This window comes from Magnetospirillum aberrantis SpK, assembly GCF_011022235.1.
Classification (GTDB): domain Bacteria; phylum Pseudomonadota; class Alphaproteobacteria; order Rhodospirillales; family Magnetospirillaceae; genus Magnetospirillum; species Magnetospirillum aberrantis.
In genome coordinates, this window is sequence record NZ_JAAIYP010000029.1 from 1 (window position 1) to 20,228 (window position 20,228).

Annotated in this window: 15 protein-coding genes, 1 tRNA gene and 1 pseudogene; 1 reads left to right on the forward strand and 16 read right to left on the reverse strand. The window is 63.7% G+C overall.

Annotated features, from left to right (window positions below; translation table 11 throughout):
• Positions 1-91: 91 nt before the first annotated feature.
• The 3 genes from fusA to rpsL are packed head-to-tail and all read right to left on the reverse strand — an operon-like array spanning position 92 to position 3,049.
• Positions 92-2,170 carry an elongation factor G gene (gene fusA, locus G4223_RS04935; protein WP_163675879.1) on the reverse strand — a complete coding sequence of 693 codons (2,079 nt, stop codon included), beginning with the start codon at positions 2,168-2,170 and terminating at the stop codon, positions 92-94.
• Between the two features lie 25 nt (positions 2,171-2,195).
• Positions 2,196-2,666, reverse strand: a complete 471-nt coding sequence (gene rpsG / locus G4223_RS04940; protein WP_163675882.1) for a 30S ribosomal protein S7 — start codon at positions 2,664-2,666, stop codon at positions 2,196-2,198.
• An 11-nt stretch (positions 2,667-2,677) separates the two neighbouring features.
• The gene (rpsL, locus tag G4223_RS04945; protein ID WP_068503296.1) at positions 2,678-3,049 is read right to left on the reverse strand and encodes a 30S ribosomal protein S12; all 372 of its coding nucleotides are present in this window, start codon (positions 3,047-3,049) and stop codon (positions 2,678-2,680) included.
• A gap of 341 nt (positions 3,050-3,390) precedes the next feature.
• Here rpsL and G4223_RS04950 point away from each other — a divergent pair, with 341 nt between their 5' ends.
• Positions 3,391-4,437, forward strand: a complete 1,047-nt coding sequence (locus tag G4223_RS04950; RefSeq protein ID WP_163675885.1) for a transglycosylase SLT domain-containing protein — start codon at positions 3,391-3,393, stop codon at positions 4,435-4,437.
• Positions 4,438-4,492: 55 nt separating this feature from the next.
• Here the strand turns inward: G4223_RS04950 and G4223_RS04955 are convergent, their stop codons facing one another.
• The 13 genes and pseudogenes from G4223_RS04955 to G4223_RS05010 all read right to left on the reverse strand — a co-directional run.
• Complete coding sequence (locus G4223_RS04955; protein WP_163675889.1) at positions 4,493-5,107, reverse strand: DsbA family protein; 615 nt, start codon at positions 5,105-5,107, stop codon at positions 4,493-4,495.
• A 59-nt stretch (positions 5,108-5,166) separates the two neighbouring features.
• Complete coding sequence (locus tag G4223_RS04960; protein WP_163675892.1) at positions 5,167-6,822, reverse strand: sensor histidine kinase; 1,656 nt, start codon at positions 6,820-6,822, stop codon at positions 5,167-5,169.
• 186 nt (positions 6,823-7,008) lie between these two features.
• On the reverse strand, positions 7,009-9,810 hold the full coding sequence (locus tag G4223_RS20470; protein WP_476738487.1) for a DNA-directed RNA polymerase subunit beta': 2,802 nt from the start codon (positions 9,808-9,810) through the stop codon (positions 7,009-7,011).
• A gap of 84 nt (positions 9,811-9,894) precedes the next feature.
• Positions 9,895-11,499 (reverse strand): annotated as a pseudogene (gene rpoC, locus G4223_RS20475) (DNA-directed RNA polymerase subunit beta'); the annotation flags it as partial.
• A gap of 75 nt (positions 11,500-11,574) precedes the next feature.
• Positions 11,575-15,756 (reverse strand): DNA-directed RNA polymerase subunit beta, encoded by a 4,182-nt coding sequence (gene rpoB / locus G4223_RS04970; protein ID WP_163675897.1) that lies wholly within the window; start codon positions 15,754-15,756, stop codon positions 11,575-11,577.
• A 305-nt stretch (positions 15,757-16,061) separates the two neighbouring features.
• The gene (gene rplL / locus G4223_RS04975) at positions 16,062-16,436 is read right to left on the reverse strand and encodes a 50S ribosomal protein L7/L12 (protein WP_163675900.1); all 375 of its coding nucleotides are present in this window, start codon (positions 16,434-16,436) and stop codon (positions 16,062-16,064) included.
• A 45-nt stretch (positions 16,437-16,481) separates the two neighbouring features.
• Positions 16,482-17,000 (reverse strand): 50S ribosomal protein L10, encoded by a 519-nt coding sequence (rplJ, locus tag G4223_RS04980; protein ID WP_163675902.1) that lies wholly within the window; start codon positions 16,998-17,000, stop codon positions 16,482-16,484.
• A gap of 301 nt (positions 17,001-17,301) precedes the next feature.
• Positions 17,302-17,994, reverse strand: coding sequence for a 50S ribosomal protein L1 (gene rplA, locus G4223_RS04985; protein WP_163675906.1), 693 nt, complete (start codon positions 17,992-17,994; stop codon positions 17,302-17,304).
• A gap of 4 nt (positions 17,995-17,998) precedes the next feature.
• Positions 17,999-18,430, reverse strand: coding sequence for a 50S ribosomal protein L11 (gene rplK / locus G4223_RS04990; protein WP_163675908.1), 432 nt, complete (start codon positions 18,428-18,430; stop codon positions 17,999-18,001).
• Positions 18,431-18,568: 138 nt separating this feature from the next.
• The gene (gene nusG / locus G4223_RS04995) at positions 18,569-19,102 is read right to left on the reverse strand and encodes a transcription termination/antitermination protein NusG (RefSeq protein ID WP_163675911.1); all 534 of its coding nucleotides are present in this window, start codon (positions 19,100-19,102) and stop codon (positions 18,569-18,571) included.
• 2 nt (positions 19,103-19,104) lie between these two features.
• The gene (gene secE, locus G4223_RS05000; protein WP_163675914.1) at positions 19,105-19,320 is read right to left on the reverse strand and encodes a preprotein translocase subunit SecE; all 216 of its coding nucleotides are present in this window, start codon (positions 19,318-19,320) and stop codon (positions 19,105-19,107) included.
• A gap of 43 nt (positions 19,321-19,363) precedes the next feature.
• Positions 19,364-19,439, reverse strand: a tRNA-Trp gene (locus G4223_RS05005).
• A 227-nt stretch (positions 19,440-19,666) separates the two neighbouring features.
• On the reverse strand, positions 19,667-20,228 hold a 562-nt coding region (locus G4223_RS05010; protein WP_241003960.1), incomplete at its 5' end, for an EF-Tu C-terminal domain-related protein.

The following is a 20,228-nucleotide window of genomic DNA, read 5'->3' on the forward strand; positions in this document are numbered from 1 at the left end:
GATGGTGCCGATGTTGCAGTGCGGCTTGTTGCGCTCGAATTTCGCCTTAGCCATGTTTCTCTTACTCCGTCCTCGAATAAAGGTTCAGTGGTCAGCCGGCCAGTCGCCCCCGCACTTCCTCGGCCACCGGGCCGGGGACGTCCGAGTAATGGTCGAAAACCATCGTGTACTGGGCACGGCCCTGCGACATCGAGCGCAGGGTGTTCACATAGCCGAACATGGTGGCCAACGGCACCATGGCGATGACGACGCGGGCGGGCCCGCGGGTCTCCATGGACGTGACCTGGCCACGCCGGCCATTCAGATCGCCGATGACCGCGCCGAGATAGTCGTCGGGAGTGACAACCTCGACCCGCATCACCGGTTCCAACAGCTTCGAACCCGCCTTGGCGAGACCATCGCGGCAGGCGGTTCGGGAAGCAATCTCAAACGCCAACGCCGAGGAATCGACGTCATTGGCGGCACCATCGGTCAACGTGGCGTGCACGTCAACCACCGGAAAGCCCGCGACGACCCCGTCTTCCATGGCCGAACGCAGGCCGCGCTCGATGCCGGGCACGTATTCCTTGGGCACGGCACCGGCCGGGGACTTGTTCTCGAACAACAAACCGGTGCCGGCAGCCGCCGGCTCCAGGGTCACGCGCACACGGGCGAACTGTCCGGTGCCGCCGACCTGACGGTTGTGGGTGTAATCCACCTCGGCCGGCTTGGTGATGGTTTCGCGATAGGCCACCTGGGGCTTGCCTACCGCGGCATCGACACGAAACTGACGACGCAGCCGGTCAACGATGATCTCCAGATGCAACTCGCCCATGCCGCGAATCACCGTTTGGCCGCTTTCGGCGTCATGGGCGACGCGGAAGGACGGGTCCTCGGCCGCAAGATAGGCAAGCGCGCGGGCCAGCAGATCGGAATCGGCCTCGGTCTTGGGCTCGACCGTCACCTCGATCACCGGCTCGGGAAAATCCATGCTCTCCAGCACCACCGGCGCCTCGGGAGCGCACAAGGTGTCGCCGGTGCCGACCCCGTCGAGACCAGCCACGGCGACGATGTCGCCGGCCCGCGCCTCGTCGATCTCTTCGCGCATGTTGGCATGCATCAGCAGCATGCGCCCCAGCACCTCGACCTTGTCCTTGGCGCTGTTGAGCACACGGGCACCGCTTTTGATCGTGCCGGAATAGACGCGCACGAAGGTCAGGTTGCCGACCAGCGGATCGTGCAGCACCTTGAAGGCAAGGGCGGAAAACGGCGCGTCGTCGTTGGCGGCGCGGTCCACCTGGGCGGTACGGCCACCGAAGAACCCCTTGACCGCCGCGATGTCCAGCGGCGACGGCAGGTAATCGACCACCGCGTCCAACAACGGCTGAACGCCTTTGTTGCGGAACGAGGCGCCACACAACACCGGCACGAACACCTTGGCCAGCGTCCCCTTGCGGATACAAGCCTTGAGGGTCGCCAGATCAGGCTCGGTTCCGCCCAGATAGACGGAAAGAGCCGCGTCATCCAGTTCGACGGCGGCTTCGACCAGGGCCTTGCGGGCTTGGGCAACCTGCTCGGCCATGTCGGGCGGAATGTCGGTGTCGAAGAACTCGGCGCCCAGCGTCTCGTCCTTCCACTCGACCGCGACATGGCGCAGCAGATCGATGACGCCAAGGAACTGACCGTCCTGCATCAGCGGCAGGGTCAGCACCAGGGGACGCGCGCCCAGGCGTTCGGCGATCATGGCGACGGTGGCCGGGAAATCGGCACCGACACGGTCCATCTTGTTGACGAAACAGATGCGCGGCACGCCGTACTTGTCGGCCTGCCGCCACACCGTTTCAGACTGGGGCTCGACGCCGGCCACACCATCGAACACCGCGACGGCTCCGTCGAGCACGCGAAGCGAGCGCTCCACCTCGATGGTGAAGTCGACATGACCGGGGGTGTCGATGATGTTGACGCGGTGATCGCGCCAAAAGGCGGTGGTGGCCGCGGAGGTGATGGTGATGCCCCGCTCCTGTTCCTGCTCCATCCAATCCATGGTGGCGGTGCCGTGATCGACCTCGCCAATCCGATAGGATTTTCCGGTGTAGTACAGGATCCGCTCGGTCGTAGTCGTCTTCCCGGCATCGATGTGAGCCATGATGCCGATATTACGATAGCGATCGAGTGGCGTCATACGAGCCATGGCGACCTCTCGCGGCCCCGACCTTTTACCAGCGGTAGTGCGAGAACGCCTTGTTGGCGTCCGCCATACGATGGGTGTCCTCGCGCTTCTTGACCGAGGCACCGCGATTGTTCGCCGCATCGAGCAATTCGCCCGACAGACGGTCGATCATGGTGGTCTCGGAACGCTTGCGCGAGTACTCGATCAGCCAGCGGATGGCCAGGGCCTGACGACGGTCCGTGCGGACCTCGACCGGCACCTGGTAGGTGGCGCCACCGACACGACGGGAGCGCACCTCGACGGCGGGCTTCACGTTGTCGAGGGCATCATGGAACACCTGGCGCGGATCCTGGCCGGTCTTGGCCCCGATCTTTTCCAGAGCACCATAGACGATCGCCTCGGCGGCGGACTTCTTGCCGTCCAGCATGAGGCAGTTCATGAACTTAGCAATCACCAGATCGCCATACTTGGCATCGGGATTGATTTCGCGCTTTTCGGCGGCGTGACGACGGGACATGGTCTGTTACCTCACTTCGGACGCTTGGCGCCGTACTTCGAACGACGCTGCTTACGGTCCTTCACACCCTGGGTATCCAGAGTGCCGCGGATGATGTGATAGCGGACACCGGGAAGATCCTTCACGCGGCCGCCGCGGATCATCACCACCGAGTGCTCCTGAAGGTTGTGACCTTCGCCCGGAATGTAGCTGGTGACTTCGAAGCCGTTGGTCAGGCGCACACGGGCAACCTTACGCAGCGCCGAGTTCGGCTTCTTCGGGGTGGTGGTGTAAACGCGGGTGCAAACACCACGCTTCTGGGGACAGGCTTCGAGGGCCGGCACCTTGTTGCGCGCCGTCAAAGGCTGGCGCGGCTTACGGATCAACTGATTGATCGTGGGCATCTAAGTCATTTCCCTTCGGAAAAGGTATGCGGATAACCAGAAAACACCGCCGGCGGCATGCCACCGGGGCTTCCTTCGGGTTGGACCGCCGACCCGTCCGGCGTTGGACAAATAGGTTCGGTGTTTCCGGCAACTGGGCATTCGAGTACGAGTCCGCGAGCACCCAGTCCCCGGAAGCGCCGCATCCTATGGGTCCGCCCCCTCGGCGTCAAGCGAAAGAGTCGAATCGTTTCGCGGACTTATCCTATTCCAGGACCAAGGGCCAAGGCACCGGGCATTGGCAATTCCGGTAACCTTTTTCATGCTATGCTGGTCGCGAGCCCGGACCGGAGCCTGCCGAGATGAGCACCACCGCCAGCGCAGCCACAGACATACCGACCGTCCAGCGTAGCGAACACAAGGTCGCCGCCCATATCCGCGACGCGGCCCAGGCCACCGGCGTTCCGTTCGAGTTCCTGTTGGCCCAGGCCAACCAGGAAAGCCGGCTGAACCCCGACGCCAAGAGCTCTCGGTCCTCGGCCATGGGGCTGTTCCAGTTCACCTCCGGCACTTGGCTGGACATGGTGAAGAAACACGGCGCGGCACACGGGCTCGACAAATACGCCGACGCGGTGGTCACCGGCTCCGATGGTCGTCTGACGGTCACCGACAAGGACCTGAAAAAGGAAATCCTGGACCTTCGGCGCGATCCCAAGCTGTCGGCGCTGATGGCCGCCGAATATGCCAAGGACAACGAACGCGTCCTCGAATCCCGCCTTGGCCGGCAGGTATCGACCCACGACCTCTATCTGGCGCATTTCCTGGGAGCCGGTGGAGCGCTCAAGGTGCTCAAGGGACGGCATGAGCCGGAAGGCGGCGAACAGCCCGACGACATGGCCGGCGCCGCCAAGGCCAATCCCGAGGTTTTCGTCGATTCCTCCTCGGGCGAGCAACGCTCTCTGGCCTCGATCTACGCCACCGTCGAACGGCGCTTTCGCCGTGCCATGTCCGAGGCGGAGCGTCTGGCCGGACGGTTGCAGCCCCAGGTCGATCTGGCGGCGTTGCGCCCGGCCGAACGCCCGGCCGAACAACCCGCAGGTTCCGACGCCGCCGCCGACAGCATCGCCCTGGCCGCCGCCGACGTCGCCGCCCGGGGACAAAAGCTCGCCTCTCCCGCGCGGCCATCCCCGGTTCCGGAAACACCGCAAGGCGGTGACGTGGCGCTGGTCATGGAAGACATTCCGGCAACGATCAGCAGCTTTCCCGCCCGTCTGCCCCCCAGCCCCAGGCCCCAGGCGGAAACCGACCTTCAGCTTTTCCCGGTGCCGTTACCGCCGCCAGTCACCGGCGCACGGACGGAAAACGCCAGCCTCCCCAGCCTGCTTTCCGCCAACGAGGACAAGGGCTAGGCGAGCATGCCGGCGCTCAGCCCAAAGACAAGCTGACGCCGGCAAGCGATCTCGCCTATTTCGTTGCCGCCTTTAGGTGGGCAGCGAATTTGTCGTAAGGCATGTCACCCTCCACGGTTTCCCCGTTAATGACGAAGGTCGGCGTTCCCTTCAAATTGTACTTCTCGTTCGCCTCCTTGAGGCTTCCCATGATGTTCTCGGCCACCGAACGGTCGCCGAGGCAAGCCTTTATATCCACGACCGCCATGCCTGCGCCCGCCGCAACGTCAAAAACCAGGAACCGCTTTTCCTTGATCTTTTCGTTGCCTGACAGTTTCGCGAGTTCCTCGCTCTTGGCGTAATACGGAGCGCGCAGATTAAGGGACTTGCGGGCCGCGCAGGTGGTTAGTACGGCAGCGGTCAGATCGCCGACATCACCGGGAGCGAAGCGATGGATCAGGCGAGCCTTTCCCGTCGCGATCCATTCCTTCTTCAGTTTTGGATAGGTCTTACGCTCAAAGTTGGCGCAATACGAACAACTGTAGCTGGAATACTCAATGATAGTGACAGGCGCGTCAGCCCGTCCCTCGATCTGGTCGCTGCTCCACAGTTTCTCCGGCTCGGCCGCATTACCTGCCACAGCCACAACCAGACCCGCCACCAGCGCGGCAATTGAAAACACGTTCCCCATCCAATCCCCCTTTGCTTGTCCATGCCGGAACTGCCTGACGCGAAACGGCACCGCCAGGATCAGGCCATCCGCACCTTGGGCAGGGTGAAACGGAAGGTCGAGCCCTGCCCGACCACGGATTCCACCCAGATCCGCCCACCATGCCGTTCGACCACACGCTGGCAGATGGCAAGGCCGATGCCGGTTCCAGGGAAGCGGTCACGCGGATGCAGGCGTCGGAACAAGTCGAAAATCTGGCGATGATATTGGGCGTCGATACCGATTCCGTTGTCGGCCACATAGAATTCCCACCATTCGCCCCGGCTTTCGCAGCCGATCACCACTTCGGACCGGACGTCGTCGCGACGGTATTTCAAGGCGTTGCCGATCAGGTTCTGGAACAGGCTGCCCAGTTGGACGTTGTCGGCCATGACCACCGGCAACGGCCCCTTGACCTCGACCGCTGCCTGGGCCTCGGCGATCACTCCCTTGAGATGGGCCAGCGCCGAACTGACCAGGATGCCGGCCTGAACCGGCACCAGCGTCAGTTGGCCGGTGCCGATGCGGGAATAAGCCAAGAGCTCGCTGATGATGGCCTGCATGCGCCGCACACCATCAACCGTGTAGCCGATGAAGGCGTCGGCGTCGGGATCAAGCTTTCCCTGATAGCGCCGCTGCAAGAGTTGTACGTAGGAGGCGATGTTGCGTAGCGGCTCCTTGAGGTCGTGCGAGGCGATATAGGCGAATTGCTCCAGGTCGGCGTTCGACCGCTCCAATTCGCGGTTCAGGCCGGCCAGATCGGAGCTTTCGCGTTGTTCGCGCTCAAGCCCCCGCCAACAGGCGACGGCCAGCGCAATTCCCAGCCCCACCAGCGACAGCGCGCCGGCGGCAAGCCCAAGCGACCGCCAGCGTGCCGCCTCCATCGCCTGTTGTTCGGACCGGCTGGCCCACACCACCAACGGCCGCCCCATCAGCCTGGAATAGGAAAGCACACGCGGCAAGGCGTCGTAGGGCGACCGGCCGAAAAACGTACCCTCCGGCGACAGAGCCAATTGCTCGAACAACGCGGACCCGGCAAAGGAGCGGCCGACATCGTCCGCAGCGAAGGGTTGACGGACACTGATGCCCCCATCCAGGCCGTACGCCCCGAAGGCAAGGTCCTCCGCCGCCCCCATCTGCTGGTAGAGCCGCTTGAAATATCCCAAATCCACCTGAGCCACCACGAAGCCCACGGTCCGGCCCCGCTCCCCCACGATCCGGCGGGCCACGGGGAAGGCATGGGTGCGGGCGGATTCGTCGAACGTCACCTGGCCGATCGACACCTGCAAGGACGGATCGTCGGCCAGCGTCTTGAACCAGTCGCGGTCGGCGAAATTGCCCCCCGAAGGATAGAGCCCCTTGGCGTCGAGAAGAAGATGCCCCGCATCATCGAGAACATGCAGGTTGGCCACGGCCGGAACGGCGGATATCTGGGCGAGGAGCGGTTGCGGCCCGCCCCGCGTCAACGCTGCCCCCCCCTTGGCGGCGCGGTCGGCCACCCGGCCGGTCAGCAGATCGGCAACGTCAAGCGCGTGGACGACGGATTCGCGAACAAGGGCCAGATCGGCACGGGTCTCCCCCTCGACCCTGGCCCGAACCTCACGCAGGTCGGCGGCCACCAGCCAGCCGGCCACGGCCAGGATAACGACGGCGTTCACGCCGGTTATCAAAGCCACCAGCCAACGGGGCCGCAGCATCTCCCGCCAGTCCTTCGCCACCTCGTTCCCCTTCGGCCTGCACGGCTTTCGCCGCGGCTCTCCCCCAACAGGATTTAAGCCCGATCAGACATGGGGCACAAGAGCCAACGGCCAGACGCATCGAGCGGCAAAGCAAACACCCCCGCCGGTTTCCCGGCGGGGGTGCTTTCGTGCCCTTGGGCTGGCTTACTCGGCCGGGGCGGCCGGCGGCTGGTCGCCACCGTCCACACCGGTCGGCGGCAACGCCGTACCCTCGCCGTCCTCCACCTGCATCTCGCGGTCGCGCTTGGCGGCCAGCTCGCGCAGACGGTTCATCACCGCGCCGGTACCGGCGGGGATCAGACGACCGACGATCACGTTCTCCTTGAGGCCGTTCAGGGTGTCCACCTTGCCCGAGACGGCGGCTTCCGTCAGGACGCGGGTGGTTTCCTGGAACGACGCGGCGGAGATGAAGGAATGGGTCTGCAAGCTCGCCTTGGTGATGCCTTGCAGAACCGGAGTGCCCGAAGCCGGACGGCCCTGTTCCTTGATCGCCTTGGCGTTCTCGGCCTCGAACTCGACGCGGTCCACGGTCTCGCCCACCAGCATGGTGGTGTCGCCGCCATCGGTGATCTCGATCTTTTGCAGCATCTGGCGAACGATCACCTCGATGTGCTTGTCGTTGATCTTCACACCCTGGAGACGATAGACCTCCTGGATTTCGTTGATGAGGTACTGGGCCAGGGCCGGCACGCCCATCACCTTGAGGATGTCGTGCGGCACCGGATTGCCGTCCATCAGGCTGTCGCCGCGACGGACGTAGTCGCCTTCCTGCACCGAGATGTGCTTGCCCTTGGGGATCAGATATTCCACCGGATCGCCATCCTCGGGAACGACCAGGATACGGCGCTTGGACTTGTAGTCCTTGCCGAATTCCACGCGGCCGTCGATTTCGGCGATGATGGCGTGATCCTTGGGCTTGCGGGCTTCGAACAGCTCGGCCACACGCGGCAGACCGCCAGTGATGTCACGGGTCTTGGAACCTTCGCGCGGGATACGGGCGATCACGTCACCCGCATGCAGCTTGGAACCGTTCTCCACCGACAAGATGGCGTCCACCGACAAGAAGTAGCGGGCTTCCAGACCGTTCGGCAGGGTCACCGGCTGGCCCTTCTCGTCACGCAGCTCGACACGGGGACGCAAGTCGGAACCACGCGGCTGCTGCTTCCAGTCGACCACCACCTTGCTGGCGATGCCGGTGGCTTCGTCCACCACCTCACGCATGGACAGGCCTTCGACCAGATCCAGGTAATGGGCGACACCGTTGGTCTCGGTGATGATCGGCAGGGTGTAGGGATCCCACTCGGCCAGCTTGGTGCCCTTGCTCGTCTTGGTGCCTTCCTCGACCAGCAGCTTGGCGCCGTACGGCACGCGGTGGCGGGCACGCTCGCGGTTGTTGACGTCCAGGAGCGCGATTTCGCAGTTACGCGACATCACGATCAGGGCGCCCGACGAGTTGGTGACCACGTTCTTGTTCAGCACCTGCACCGTCAACTCGCCGGTCGCTTCGATCGACGACTGTTCGGCGCCACGCTGGGCCGCACCACCGATGTGGAAGGTACGCATGGTCAGCTGGGTACCGGGCTCGCCGATCGACTGGGCGGCGATGACGCCGACCGCTTCGCCGACGTTGACGCGGGTGCCGCGGGCCAGATCGCGGCCGTAGCAGGCGCCGCAGACGCCTTCCTTGGCCTCGCAGGTCAGCACCGAACGGATGGCGACTTCCTCGATACCGGCGTCGTCGATGGCCTCGACCGCCGATTCGTCGATGATTTCGCCCGCCGGCACGATGACGGCGCCGGTCGCCGGATGAACGATGTCACGAGCCGCCGAACGGCCGAGGATACGCTCGGCCAGCGGGCTGATGACGTCGCCGCCCTCGACCACCGCCGAGACGGTCAGGCCGTTGGTGGTGCCGCAATCTTCCTCGGTGATGATCGCGTCCTGGGCCACATCCACCAGACGGCGGGTGAGGTAACCCGAGTTCGCGGTCTTCAGCGCGGTGTCGGCCAGACCCTTGCGGGCGCCGTGGGTGGAGTTGAAGTACTCCAGCACGGTCAGGCCTTCCTTGAAGTTCGAGATGATCGGCGTCTCGATGATTTCGCCCGACGGCTTGGCCATCAGGCCGCGCATGCCGGCCAACTGCTTCATCTGGGCGGCCGAACCACGAGCGCCCGAATGGGCCATCATGTAGACCGAGTTCACCATGCGGCCGGGCTCGACGCGGCTGATTTCCTTCATCATGGCGTCGGCGACGTCGTCGGTGCATTTCGACCAGGCGTCGACCACCTTGTTGTACTTCTCGCCCTGGGTGATCAGACCGTCCTGGTACTGCTGTTCGTATTCCTTGACCTTGGCCTCGGTCTCGGACACCAGCTTTTCCTTGGCCGGGGGCACCACCATGTCGTCCTTGCCGAACGAGATGCCGGCCTTGAACGCGTTGGAATAGCCCAGACCCATGATGCGGTCGGCGAAGATCACCGTCTCTTTCTGGCCGCAATGGCGGTACACCAGATCGATGACGTTCTGGATGTCCTTCTTGGTCAGCAGGCGGTTGATCGAGGAGAACGGAACGTTGAGGTTCCGCGGCAGCACTTCCGACAACATCATGCGGCCGGCGGTGGTCTCCACGATCTCGATGATCGGGTTCCCCTCGGTGTCGATGTTGTGATAGCGGGCGCGGATCTTCTGGTGCAGCGTCAGCACCTTCTCGGTCAGCGCTTCCTCGATTTCGGCCATGGTGCCGAACACCGGCAGGCGGAACAGCACGGCCTTGCCGTCCTTGACCGCCTTCTCGACATCGGCCGGAGCCATCGAAGCCAGGGGGTGGCCGGGCTTATCGACGTTGAAGACCTGCAACAGACCCGATTCCAGGCCCGCGACCAGAGCGTCACCGGTCGCACGCACCGCACGATGGGCGGTGACCTCGCGGCGGCCGATCTTGGCCATCAGGCCGTCGACGTCCTTGGTGTCGGGCGGGGTCGCCGGGTCGGTGCGGTTCACGAAGAACAGCGTTCCCTTGGCGATGCCGGCCTTGAGTTCGTCCACCGAATGGATCTTGAGCGCCAGACCCGGCTGCTCGTCGCGTTCCATGGTGATGTAATAGATACCGAGCACGATGTCCTGGCTGGGCACGATGATCGGCTTGCCGTTGGCGGGGCTGAGGATGTTGTTGGTGGACATCATCAGCACGCGCGCTTCCAACTGCGCCTCGAGGCTGAGAGGCACGTGCACGGCCATCTGGTCGCCGTCGAAGTCGGCGTTGAAGGCGGTACAGACCAGCGGATGCAACTGGATGGCCTTGCCTTCGATCAGGGTCGGCTCGAACGCCTGGATACCGAGACGGTGCAGCGTCGGCGCACGGTTCAGCATCACCGGATGTTCGCGGATGACCTCCTCCAGGATGTCCCACACCTCGGGACGTTCCTTTTCCACCATCCGCTTGGCGGCCTTGATGGTGGTGGCCATGCCGTACAACTCAAGCTTCGAATAGACGAAGGGCTTGAACAGTTCCAGCGCCATCTTCTTGGGCAGGCCGCATTGATGCAGCTTGAGCTCGGGACCGACCACGATGACCGAACGGCCGGAATAGTCGACGCGCTTGCCCAAGAGGTTCTGACGGAAGCGGCCCTGCTTGCCCTTGAGCATGTCGCTCAGCGACTTCAGCGGACGCTTGTTGGCGCCGGTGATGGCGCGGCCACGGCGGCCGTTGTCGAACAGCGCGTCCACCGCTTCTTGCAGCATGCGCTTTTCGTTACGCACGATGATCTCGGGCGCACGCAGCTCGATCAGGCGCTTCAGGCGGTTGTTGCGGTTGATGACGCGGCGATAGAGGTCGTTGAGGTCCGAGGTGGCGAACCGGCCGCCATCCAGGGGCACCAGCGGGCGCAGTTCCGGCGGGATGACCGGAATGACTTCCAGGATCATCCACTCGGGGCGCGAGCCGGATTCCAGGAAGGCTTCCACCAGCTTCAGGCGCTTGACCAGCTTCTTGCGCTTGGCCTCGGAGGTGGTCTCCTTGAGGTCGATCTTGAGCCTGTCCTTCTCGGACTCCAGGTCGATGGCCGACAGCATGTCGCGGATGGCCTCGGCACCGATCTTGGCGGTGAAGGCGTCCTCGCCGTATTCATCGACCGCGCGCATGTACTGCTCTTCCGAGAGCAGTTCGCGAATCTTCAAGGGGGTCAGGCCGGGTTCGACCACCACGTAATTCTCGAAGTACAAGATGCGCTCAAGGTCCTTGAGCGTCATGTCGCACAGCAGGCCGATACGGGACGGCAGCGACTTCAGGAACCAGATGTGGGCGACCGGGCTGGCCAGCTCGATATGGCCCATGCGCTCGCGCCGGACCTTGGCCAGCGTCACCTCGACGCCGCACTTCTCGCAGATGATGCCGCGATACTTCATGCGCTTGTACTTGCCGCACAAGCACTCGTAATCCTTGATCGGGCCAAAGATGCGGGCGCAGAACAGGCCGTCGCGCTCCGGCTTGAAGGTCCGGTAGTTGATGGTCTCGGGCTTCTTGATCTCGCCGTACGACCACGAGCGGATACGCTCGGGGGAGGCGATCGAAATCCGGATCTGGTCGAAGGACTGGGTGCCGCTCGCCTGACCGAAAATCTTCATCAGTTCATTCATTGACCTACTCCCGCATGGGAACCGGGTGCGGCGGAAGGGGGGCTTCCCCTCCCGCCGGGACACAGGGTGAAGTTCTTAGAACGTGCGTTGGTTCAACTCGACATTGAGGCCGAGCGAGCGCAATTCCTTGACCAACACGTTGAAGGACTCGGGGATGCCGGCCTCGAAGTTGTCGTCGCCGCGCACGATGGCCTCGTAGACCTTGGTGCGACCGGAGACGTCGTCCGACTTGACCGTGAGCATCTCTTGCAGCGTATAGGCGGCGCCATACGCTTCCAGAGCCCACACTTCCATTTCACCGAAGCGCTGACCGCCGAACTGCGCCTTGCCGCCCAACGGCTGCTGGGTGACCAGCGAGTACGGACCGATGGAACGGGCGTGGATCTTGTCGTCCACCAGGTGGTGCAGCTTCAGCATGTAGATGTAGCCGACGGTGACCTTGCGGTCGAAGGGCTCGCCGGTACGGCCGTCGTGCAGGGTGACCTGACCCGAACGATCGCGCCCCGCCTTGTCCAGCATGTCGCAGATGTCGCTTTCGCGCGCACCGTCGAACACCGGGGTAGCGAAGGGAGTACCGGGACGCAGGTTCGTCCCCAGTTCCAGCACCTCGTCGTCGGAGAGATCGCTGATCTCCTCGGCATAGAGTTGCGGACCGTAGATGTCCTGGAGCTTCTTGCGCAGGTCGGCGACCGACGCGGTGTTGTGACGATAGCCGTCCAGCACCTTGCCGATCTGCTGGCCCAGGCCGGCGGCGGCCCATCCCAGATGGGTCTCGAGGATCTGACCGACGTTCATGCGCGACGGCACGCCCAGCGGGTTCAGAACGATGTCGACCTGTTGGCCGTCCTCGAGGTAGGGCATGTCCTCCAGCGGCATGATGCGCGAGATGACACCCTTGTTGCCGTGACGGCCGGCCATCTTGTCGCCCGGCTGAAGCTTGCGCTTCACCGCCACGAACACCTTGACCATCTTCATCACGCCGGGCGGCAGTTCGTCGCCACGCTGGAGCTTCTCGACCTTGTTCTCGAAGCGATCCTGGAGACGCTGCACGGCCATGTCGAAGGCCCGCTTGAGGCTTTCCACGTCGGCCATCACCGCGTCGTCGTCGACGGCGATGTTACGCCACGCGCTGGTGTGCAGTTCGGCCAGCATGCCGTCCTCGACCACTTGGCCCGCGCGGACACCCTTGGGACCCGAAACCACCTTCTTGCCCAGCAGGATCTGCTTGAGACGGGCGTAGAAGCTGCGCTCCAGGATGGCGCGTTCGTCGTCGCGGTCCTTGGCCAGACGCTCGATCTCGGCCCGCTCGATGGCCAGCGCGCGTTCGTCCTTCTCGACGCCGCGGCGGGAGAAGACGCGCACTTCCACGATGGTGCCGGCGACGCCGGGCGGCAGACGCAGGCTGGTGTCGCGCACGTCGGACGCCTTTTCGCCGAAGATGGCGCGCAACAGCTTCTCTTCCGGGGTCATCGGGCTTTCGCCCTTCGGCGTGACCTTGCCGACCAGGATATCGCCCGGCTTGACCTCGGCACCGATGTAGACGATGCCGGCCTCGTCCAGGTTCTTCAGAGCCTCCTCACCCACGTTGGGAATGTCGCGGGTGATTTCTTCCTGGCCCAGCTTGGTGTCGCGGGCCATGACCTCGAATTCCTCGATGTGGATCGAGGTGAACACGTCGTCACGGACGATGCGTTCCGAGATCAGGATGGAGTCTTCGAAGTTGTAGCCGTTCCAGGGCATGAACGCGACCAGCACGTTGCGGCCCAAAGCCAACTCGCCCAGCTGGGTGCTGGGACCGTCGGCGATGATGTCGCCCTTGCCGATCTTGTCGCCCACCTTCACCAGCGGCTTTTGCGTGATGCAGGTGTTCTGGTTCGAGCGCTGGAACTTCAGCAGGTTATAGATGTCGACGCCCGATTCGTTGGCCGACACGTCCTCGGTGGCACGGATCACCACGCGGGTCGCGTCCACCTGGTCGACGATGCCGGTACGCTTGGCGGTGATCGCCGCGCCCGAATCACGCGCCACCGCCTGTTCCATGCCGGTGCCCACCAGGGGCGCCTCGGCGCGGATCAGCGGCACCGCCTGACGCTGCATGTTCGACCCCATCAGCGCGCGGTTGGCGTCGTCGTTCTCCAGGAACGGGATCAGCGCCGCGGCCACCGACACCAGCTGCTTGGGGCTGACGTCGATCAGGTTGATTTCGGTCGGCGTCACCATGACGAACTCGCCGGCCTGACGGCAGGCGATCATGTCGTCCACGAACGAGCCGTCCGGGTTCAACGCGGAATTGGCCTGGGCGACGGTATAGCGGCCTTCTTCCATGGCCGACAGATAGACCACGTCGGTGGTCACCCTACCGTCGACGATCTTGCGGTACGGCGCCTCGATGAAGCCGTACTGATTGACGCGGGCGTAGGTGGCCAAGGAGTTGATCAGACCGATGTTCGGACCTTCGGGGGTCTCGATCGGGCAGATACGGCCATAATGGGTCGGGTGCACGTCGCGGACTTCGAAGCCCGCGCGCTCGCGGGTCAGACCGCCCGGCCCGAGAGCCGAAAGACGACGCTTGTGGGTGATTTCCGACAGCGGGTTGGTCTGGTCCATGAACTGCGACAGCTGCGAGCTGCCGAAGAACTCACGCACCGCCGCCGCGGCCGGCTTGGCGTTGATCAGGTCGTGCGGCATCACCGAATCGATGTCCACCGAGGACATGCGTTCGCGGATGGCGCGCTCCATGCGCAACAGACCGACACGGTACTGGTTTTCCATCAACTCGCCGACCGACCGGACACGGCGGTTGCCGAGATGGTCGATGTCGTCGATCTCGCCCTTGCCGTCCTTCAGTTCGACCAGAACCTTGATGACCGCCAGGATGTCGTCGCGACGCAGCACGCGAACCGTGTCGGGCGCTTCCTTCTCGCTGAAGTTCAGGCGCGAGTTCATCTTGACGCGACCGACCGCCGACAGATCGTAGCGTTCGCTGTCGAAGAACAGGCCCTGGAACAGCGCTTCGGCGGTTTCCAGGGTCGGCGGTTCGCCCGGACGCATCACGCGATAGATGTCGATCAAGGCTTCCTCGCGCGAGGAATTCTTGTCGACGGCCAGCGTGTTGCGGATGTACGGGCCGACGTTGATGTGGTCGATGGCGAGCATGGGCAGCTCGGTCACACCGACCTTTTCCAGTTCGGCCAGGATGGCGGCGGTCAGCTCGTCGCCGGCCTCCACGTAGATCTCGCCGGTCTGCTCGTTGATGATGTCCTCGGCCATGTACTGGCCGACCAGATCCTCGGGCAGGACCAGGATGTCCTCGACGCCCTGCTCACGCAGCTTCTTGCCCAGGCGCGGGGTCATCTTGGCGCCGGCCTCGGCCACCTTCTCGCCGGTCTTGGCGTCGATCAGGTCATAGACCAGCTTGACGCCCTTCATCCGCTCGGGGTGGAAGGCTGTCTTCCAGCCCTTGGGGCCACGGTTGTAGACGACCGTGTCGTAGAAGTAGTTGAGGATGTCCTCGCTGGCCATGCCCTTGAGCTCGGTCAGATCGACGGCGCGGCCCTCTTCCTTGCGCTTGGCGCGCAAATCCTGGGTGGCGTCGTTGTCGAGCGCGTAAAGCAGCGTGGTCACCGGCAGCTTACGCCGACGGTCGATGCGGACATAGACCAGATCCTTGGCGTCGAACTCGAAGTCCAGCCAGGAACCGCGATAGGGAATGACGCGGGCGGCGAACAGGTACTTGCCCGACGAATGGGTCTTGCCCTTGTCGTGGTCGAAGAACACACCCGGAGAGCGGTGCATCTGCGAGACGATGACACGCTCGGTGCCATTGATGACGAAGGTGCCGTTGGCGGTCATGAGCGGCATGTCGCCCATGTACACGTCCTGCTCCTTGATGTCGCGGATGGAACGGGCGCCGGTGTCCTCGTCCACGTCCCACACCACCAGACGAAGGGTGACCTTCAGGGGGGCGGCGAAGGTCATGCCACGCTGCTGGCATTCCTCGACGTCGTATTTCGGCTGCTCGAGTTCGTACTTCACGAACTCAAGGGTGCCGCGCTCCGAGAAGTCCTTAATCGGGAACACCGACTTGAAGACTTCTTGCAGGCCGACATTGGCACGCTTTTCGGGCAGAACGTCCATTTGCAGGAAGTGATCGTAGGAGCTTTTTTGCACCTCGATCAGGTTGGGCATCGGGGCGACCGAAGGAATACGCCCGAAGCTCTTACGAATACGCTTCCGACCCGTGTAGGATTTAGCCATTGCCGCTCCTCGTCCTCATGTCGGTTTCGGTTCGGACTGCAGTTCCGAACCCGGACAGGCGAAAAATGTCGCCCGCCCTGGAAAACTATCGTGGTGCCGCCCGACCTACCCGGCGCATCCCCACAGCTTGGGGTGCTGCCTGGGCCGCGTGGGCGGCGGTGCCGAAGCCGGGTTTCCCCGTCTCCGCAGTCAGTCCCGACAGGCATCGCCTGCCGGGTCTGTCTTACAAGCGCCATTGGGCCGGGCCGGGACAGCATGACGCCGCCCCGGTCCGGCCCTTGGCCGAATGGCTCAAAAAGCCCGGATTACTTGACCTGCACCTTGGCGCCGGCCTCTTCCAGAACCTTCTTGATCTTCTCGGCTTCGTCCTTCGACACGCCTTCCTTGACGGTCTTCGGGGCGCCTTCGACCAGGTCCTTGGCTTCCTTCAGGCCCAGGCCGGTGATGGCGCGGACTTCCTTGATCACGTTGATCTTCTTGTCGCCGGCCTCGGTCAGGACGACGTCGAACTCGGTCTTCTCTTCAACGGCCGGAGCAGCGGCGCCAGCGGCGACAGCGGCGACGGCAACCGGAGCGGCGGCGGAAACGCCCCACTTCTCTTCGAGCATCTTCGAGAGCTCGGCGGCTTCCAGAACGGTCAGGGCGGACAGCTCGTCAACGAGCTTAGCGAGATCAGCCATTGTAAACTCCTAGATAAGGCTTGAGTACTGGGTCTTAAAGAGGCCTCACGCGGCCTCGTCCTTCTTCGCGTAGGCGCCAAGCACGCGGGCAACCTGCCCGCCGGGAGCTTGAAGAACGCCGGCGATACGGGTAGCCGGGGTCGAGATCATGCCGATCAGCTTGCCACGCAGCTCGTCCAGCGACGGCAGGGTGGCAAGGGCCTTGACGCCGTCCACGTCCAGGGCCTGACCACCCAAGGATCCACCCAGGATCTTGAGCTTGTCGTTGGCCTTGGCGAAGTCGGCGGCGACCTTGGCGGCGGCGACCGGATCAGCCGAAGTGGCGATGGCGGTCGGACCGACGAACAGGTCGGCGATGCTCTCGTAAGCGGTACCCTGAAGGGCGAGCTTGGTGAGACGGTTCTTGGTCACTTTGAAGCTGGCACCGGCCGCACGCATCTTGACGCGCAGATCGGTCATCTCGGCAACCGTCAGCCCCTTGTAATGGGCGACGACGACGAGACCCGCGTCTCCGAACGTCTCATGCAGCGCACCGATCCACTCTTTCTTCTGTGTCCGGTCCACGTTCGTCTCCAACAAACACGATGGAACCCGTCGCCCGAACGGGCTTTGGTTCCAACTTTTGCCCTCTGGCTTCTCCGGCCGCGAACGGCCGGCGAAACCGGTGGCCTGTCCCAGAAGCCTCAAGCCATCCAACCCGGCCCCGAGGGGATGGGCGAAATGGTTTCTTCTTCTGTCTGCGTAGGCGGAAATCCATCAAGCCGATCCTGGAAAACCAGGGGACGGCACCTACGGTCTCGGACAGGTCGGAAGCACCCCGAAGGGTGCCCCCTTGATCACCCCTCCCGAAGGAGAGGCGAAACTTTTAGGCGCTCAGGCTGGCGATGTCCAGCTTGACACCCGCGCCCATGGTCGAAGCCAGCGACACCTTCTTGATGTAGGTGCCCTTGGCGCCGGTGGGCTTGGCCTTGTTGATGGCGTCCACGAAGGCCTTGACGTTCTCGGCCAGCTTGGCGGCGTCGAACGAGGCCTTGCCGATCCCGGCATGGACGATACCGGCCTTCTCGACGCGGAACTGAACCTGACCGGCCTTGGCGGCGCGGACAGCTTCGGTCACGTTCGGGGTCACGGTGCCCAGCTTGGGGTTCGGCATCAGGTTGCGCGGGCCGAGGACCTTACCGAGACGGCCCACCACACCCATCATGTCGGGGGTGGCGATGCAGCGGTCGAAATCCATCATGCCGCCCTGGATCTGCTCGGCCAGGTCTTCGGCACCGACGATGTCGGCACCGGCCTTGCGAGCTTCCTCGGCCTTGTCGGCCTTGGCGAACACGGCCACGCGCACGGTCTTACCGGTGCCGTGCGGCAACTCGATGACACCGCGGACCATCTGGTCGGCGTGACGGGGATCGACGCCCAGGTTCAACGCGATCTCGATGGTCTCGTCGAACTTGGCCTTGGCGCCGTCCTTGATCAGGGCGACGGCCTCGTCCAGCGAGTAGAACTTGTTGCGGTCGATGTTGGCGTAACCCGCCTTCAGGCGCTTTCCGATAGCCATGGGATTACTCCACCACCTTGAGGCCCATGGAACGGGCGGAACCGACGAGCATGGAAGCGGCGGCCTCGATGTCGTTGGCGTTCAGATCGACCATCTTCTTCTCGGCGATCTCGCGGATCTGCTCCATGGTCACCTGGCCGACAGTGCCGCCCTTGCCGGGGGTCTGCGAGCCCTTCTGGACGCCGGCGGCCTTCTTCAGGAAGTAGGTCACGGGCGGGGTCTTGGTGACGAAGGTGAAGGTACGATCCGAATAGGCGGTGATCACCACCGGAATCGGCATGCCGGCTTCGAGCTGCTGGGTCTGGGCGTTGAACGCCTTGCAGAATTCCATGATGTTCAGGCCGCGCTGACCCAGCGCCGGACCGATCGGCGGCGACGGATTGGCCTTGCCGGCCGGCACCTGAAGCTTGATGTAACCAATGACTTTCTTTGCCATCTTACCCTCTGGGGTTCAGAGTTGGCGGTTCGGCCATGGCCGGCCTCCCGCCCCGAAAACCGGCGGTCATCCGCCGGAAACGAAAACGGGGAACGCCGCCGGACAAAACCGGCGGCACTCCCTTCAAAAAACGATGCCTCAGACCTTCTCGACCTGGGCGTATTCCAACTCGACCGGGGTCGAACGGCCGAAGATCGACACCGCCACCTTGAGGCGGGCCTTTTCCTCGTCCACTTCCTCGACCAGACCGTTGAACGAGGTGAAAGGACCGTCGCAGACACGAACCTGCTCACCCACCTCGAACACCACCGAGGGCTTCGGACGATCAACGCCCTCCTGCACCTGCTGCATGATGCGCTCGGCCTCACGCTCGGTGATCGGAACCGGGCGGCCCTTGCCGCCCAGGAAGCCAGTAACCTTCGGGGTGTTCTTGACCAGATGCCAAGTGTCGTCGGTCAGAACCATCTTCACCAGCACGTAGCCGGGAAAAAACTTGCGCTCGGCATTGACCTTCGAACCGCGCCGGACCTCGACCACCTCTTCGGTGGGCACCAGCACCTGCTCGAACAGTTCGGCCATGCCCTTCTGCTCGGCCTGCTCGCGAATGCTTTGCGAGACCTTCTTCTCGAAACCGGAATAAACGTGGATCACGTACCAGCGGGCGGTCGCCATGGTCAACCTCCGAGGCCGAAGATCAGCTTGACGATCCAGGCGAACGCCTGATCCACAAGCATGAAAAAGAGCGCGGCGATCACAACCATGATGAAGACCATCAAAGTCGAAATCGTCGTTTCCTTGCGGCTGGGCCAAGTGACTTTCGCCACTTCCTGCCGGACCTGCTTGAAGAACTGGCCTGGAGACGTCTTTGCCATCATTCTCTTGAACTTCATGCGCCCATGGCGCCTGGGCTTGAACTGTGACCTCGGTTCGGCGTGGCAGGAGTGGAGGGGCTCGAACCCCCAACCCCCGGTTTTGGAGACCGGTGCTCTACCAGTTGAGCTACACTCCTACACCGACAGGCCACCCCATTCCAGGGGACAGCCCCAAGGCCGGCGCGGCCGAAGCCCCGCCTTATACAGCGTCTCGATGCGCTTGGCAACCGTGCCGGCACCGTATTTTCAACGGTGCCGGACGGCTATTCCAAAGACTACGCGATGACCTTGGCCATCACGCCGGCGCCGCGCGGGAAAAGCCCGCTTTCTTTCGAATTGTCGGCGCCGACCGAGGTCTCAGGGATTACGCGATGACCTTGGCCACCACGCCGGCGCCGACGGTACGGCCGCCTTCGCGGATGGCGAAGCGCAGGCCCTGGTCCATGGCGATCGGGGCGATCAGCTTGACGGTCATCTTCACGTTATCGCCCGGCATCACCATTTCGGTGCCTTCCGGCAGCGACACGACGCCGGTGACGTCGGTGGTGCGGAAGTAGAACTGCGGACGATAGTTGGTGAAGAACGGGGTGTGACGGCCGCCTTCTTCCTTGGTCAGGATGTAGGCCTCGGCCTCGAAGTCGGTGTGCGGGGTGATGGAGCCCGGAGCCGCCAGAACCTGGCCGCGTTCCACGTCCTCACGCTTGGTGCCGCGCAGCAGGGCGCCGATGTTGTCGCCGGCCTCGCCCTGGTCGAGCAGCTTGCGGAACATTTCGACGCCGGTGCAGGTGGTCTTGACGGTCGCCTTGATGCCGACGATCTCGACTTCCTCGCCCACCTTGATCACGCCGCGCTCGACACGGCCGGTCACCACGGTGCCACGGCCCGAGATCGAGAACACGTCCTCGATCGGCATCAGGAACGGCTTG